4 protein-coding genes are annotated in these 3,462 nt (G+C 71.5%); 2 read left to right on the top strand and 2 right to left on the bottom strand.

Annotation, left to right across the window (positions count from 1 at the left end):
- Positions 1-423, top strand: a 423-nt coding sequence (locus tag ACVJO7_RS33850; protein ID WP_491676348.1) for a WD40/YVTN/BNR-like repeat-containing protein, incomplete at its 5' end; no start/stop codon positions are given.
- A 91-nt stretch (positions 424-514) separates the two neighbouring features.
- On the opposite strand, the gene ACVJO7_RS33845 is transcribed toward ACVJO7_RS33850, so the two are convergent.
- Together ACVJO7_RS33845 and ACVJO7_RS33840 are read right to left on the bottom strand one after the other, a co-directional pair.
- Positions 515-1,981: an MDR family MFS transporter gene (locus ACVJO7_RS33845; RefSeq protein WP_491676347.1), complete on the bottom strand. Its 1,467-nt coding sequence runs from the start codon at positions 1,979-1,981 to the stop codon at positions 515-517.
- Entirely contained in the window at positions 1,981-3,078 is a 1,098-nt protein-coding gene (locus ACVJO7_RS33840; RefSeq protein ID WP_491676349.1) for a PLP-dependent cysteine synthase family protein, read from the bottom strand. The genes ACVJO7_RS33845 and ACVJO7_RS33840 overlap by 1 nt, the downstream gene beginning before the upstream one ends.
- Positions 3,079-3,131: 53 nt before the next feature.
- On the opposite strand from ACVJO7_RS33840, the gene ACVJO7_RS33835 reads away from it, so the two are divergent.
- Positions 3,132-3,462 (top strand): hypothetical protein (locus ACVJO7_RS33835; protein ID WP_491676346.1); only part of this gene is annotated, 331 nt, incomplete at its 3' end.

Genomic DNA, 3,462 nt, shown 5'->3' with positions numbered 1-3,462 from the left:
GGCTTCGACGCCACCCGCGGACTGCTGATGACCAGCAGCGACAGCGGACGAACCTGGCAGGAACGCACTCCGCTGGCCGCCCTCGACGTCGCCCTGACCCCCGGGGACAACGCCGGGATCCTGGCCACCACCGAGGACGGAGTCATGGCCAGCCGTGACGGCGGCGCCACCTTCACCACCGTCGCCGGAAGCCCGCTGCTGGCCTACCTGGCGTGGGCCGACGACGGCACCGTGTACGGGATCGGACCGGACGGAACGCTGCACGCCAGCACCGACCGCGGCGCGACCTGGCAGCGTCGTGGCGGCACCGCGAGCCCACCGCAAGCGATCACCGCCGAGCCCGGAGGCCGACTGACGGTCGTGACCGACGACGGCGTCGAGCGCTCCACCGACGGCGGCGCCACGCTGCAGCGACTCGCCTGACCGGCGGTCACCGATCGGCGAGACGCCACAAGATCTCGTCGCCCTGCCGCCCCCTCGGGGGTGGGGTCGTGGACCCCACCCCCGGAGGTGATCACCGACGCCGGACGGCGCCAGGCAGATCGGCCAGGGGACGTGCCTGCGCCGACGCTGCAGCCGCTCCGCGGTCGCCCGGGCGGACGCGTGGCAGCGGGTGCGTCGGCCGGTCATCGTGCTGGTCGACCACCCGCAGCCGGATGGTCGCAGGATCGGCAGCCGACCCGGTGGGCGCCGCCCCACTGTCGTCGTCGGGGGCGGTGAGCAGGCCACGCCGATACAGCACGGCCAGGGCCAGCCCACACAGCAGCCCGATCACCAGCAGTACCAGCCACGGCGCATAGGGGGCCCCGGCGGAGCGGGCAAGATCGATCGCCCAACCCGTCCCCGCATTCCCGAGCAGGATCCCCACCCCGCACACGGTGTTGTAGAAGCCGTAGTGGGTCGCGACGAGCCGGTTGCGCGCGAGCCCGACGATGGTGTCCATCTCGAACGGCAGGACAACGGCGGTCCCGATCGCGAGCAGCGCCGCCGTCGCCAGCAACGCCGCCACCCCCACCACCGTCGCGGCCGCCGCGCCGACCTCGGGGAGCACGACGAGCAGGGCATCGGCGAGCAGCAGGGGCACGAACGCCGCACCGAGCACGACGAGGCCACGACTGAGCGAACCGGCCGGGCCCCAGCGCGCACGACACCACGCGGTGACCTTCATCTGCGCGGCGATGGTGACACCGCCGGAGACGACGTAGAGCGCGGTCACCAGCGCCGTGCCCAGGTCGCCCTGCCCGGCCAGTGTCCGGGCGTGCAGCGGCAGCGCCAGATACACCTGGTAGGACAAGACGTAGGTGCCGATCATCGCGACCGAGAACGGCAGGAACCCGCGGGTCGCGGCGACGTCGCGCCACTGGCCCAGGACCGGCCGCCGATCCGCTTCGGTCCCCCCGTCGGCATCGCCTCCACGGGCCGGCAGCGCCCGGATCTGCAGCACCGTGAGCACCGCGAACACCGCCGCCGCCACCAGGCAGGTCACAGTGAAGTCGATCCCGGTCAGCAGCAGACCCACGAGCGGGCCGACCACGATGCCCGCTTGGTAGAACACGCTGAACAGCGCGAACGCCTCGACCCGGCGTTCCCCGGCATCGCGGGCGATGTACGCGCGTACGGCCGGGTTGAACAGCGCCCCGGCGAACCCGGTCGCGGCCGACGCCACGATCAGGGTCGTCACGTTGTCGACCAGACCGAGCAGCGCGAACCCGCCGGTCCGCAAGGCGCACCCGGCCACGATCATCGGCTTGTAGCCGAACCGGTCGGCCAGGCTGCCCCCCACCAGGAACATGCCCTGCTGGGAGAAGTTGCGCACCCCCAGGATCACCCCGACGAGCAGCACCGAGAGTCCCAGGCCCTGGGACAGGTGATCGGCCAGGTACGGGATGAGCATGTAGAAGCCGAGATTGATGGTCAGCTGGTTGAGCAGCAGCAGCTGGACCGGCCGGTCGAACGACCGGTACCTGTCGAGGATGCGCATCAGCTCTCCGGCCCGGTGGGTGCGAGCACGGTGGTGCAGCGGGTCCAGCGGTGGACCTCGACCGCGTCCGGTCGGTCGATCTCGTCCGGGTGGTGCACGGGCGCGCCGCTGATGGTGATCCCCTTCGCCTCGCAGAACTCGTCGTTGTAGACGGTGTCGAAGTAGCGCTGCGGCCCGTCGGGGAAGATCGCGGCGATCCGGGTGCCCTGCGGTCGGGTCCGGGCGAGCCAGCCGGCCACAGCACCGACCGCTCCCACACTCCAGCCGCCGCTGGCATAGCTGGCACACGCCATCGCCCGGCACGCCGAGACCGCCTCGTGAGCGGCGACCCAATGCACCTCGGAGAAGATGCCGTGATCGACGTTGTGCGGATGGATGCTCGAACCCAGGCCGCGCATCAGCCGCGGCCTGGCGGGCTGCCCGAAGATCGTCGAACCCACCGTGTCGACGCCGACGACCTCGAGGTCGGGCAGATGCCGGCGCAGCGCGCGGGAGATGCCCGCCGAGTGTCCGCCGGTGCCGACCGAGCAGACCAGCACGTCGATGTGGCCGAGTTGGCTGCGCAGCTCGTCGGCCAGCGGGGCGTAGGCGCTGACGTTGTCGGGGTTGTTGTACTGGTCCGGGCACCAGGCGCCGGGATGCTGGTCGAGCACCTCGGCGACGCGTTCGCGGCGGGCCTGCTGCCACCCACCGCACGCGGCGGCGGCCTGCACGGTCACCACCTCGGCGCCGTAGGCACGCAGCAAGCGATACATCAGCGGTTCCATTCCCGGGTCGGATACCAGCGTCACCGGGTGCCCGTAGGCGATACCGGCCAGGGCAAGCCCGAGCCCCAGAGTGCCGCTGGTCGACTCGACGATCCGTCCACCCGGCTGCAGGTCACCGCGCTCGCGTGCTTGCTCGACCATGTGCAGGGCGGGGCGGTCCTTGATCCCGCCGGGGTTGGTGCCCTCGAGCTTGGCCCAGAAGCCCCGCCCGTCGGAGGCGAACGGTGCGTCGATCCACACCGTCGGTGTGGAACCGACGACATCAGTCAACTTCACGCAACGCCGGGGCGCGACGCCCGGACCATCGAGAGGGACAGTTGTGAAAGGCATGGACATGACAGACCTCGTTCAGGCGCGACGGCACGCCGCACCAGGGAGCGGTGATGGGACGGGAGGAGACGGCGACCAGGGGTGAGAACCCCGAGGTCGCCCGGCCTCTACGTCCGAGAGATCTGTGCCAGCGTCAGGTGGTGCCGCCCGCCTTGAGGTCGAGCGGGCGCGGTCTCGACCGCACCGACTATCCACGGTGGGGCACGAGGCCCAGCCACTACACGGACGTCGATGCCCGCTCCCGCGACGACGTCGGGCACGGCGGGGCGATCCCCGCGAGCGGTCAGAGTCGACTCGTCATGGCTGCCGGCGTCATGGCAGACCGGAGCATCGTGATCCGGATGCGGCGCTCCGGAGCCCTCGGCCCCGGCTTCGTCGTGATGG

The organism is Pseudonocardia sp. DxW, assembly GCF_058448985.1.
The sequence above is the reverse complement of the archived record's forward strand: the minus strand, read 5'-3'. Positions and strand labels throughout refer to the sequence as shown.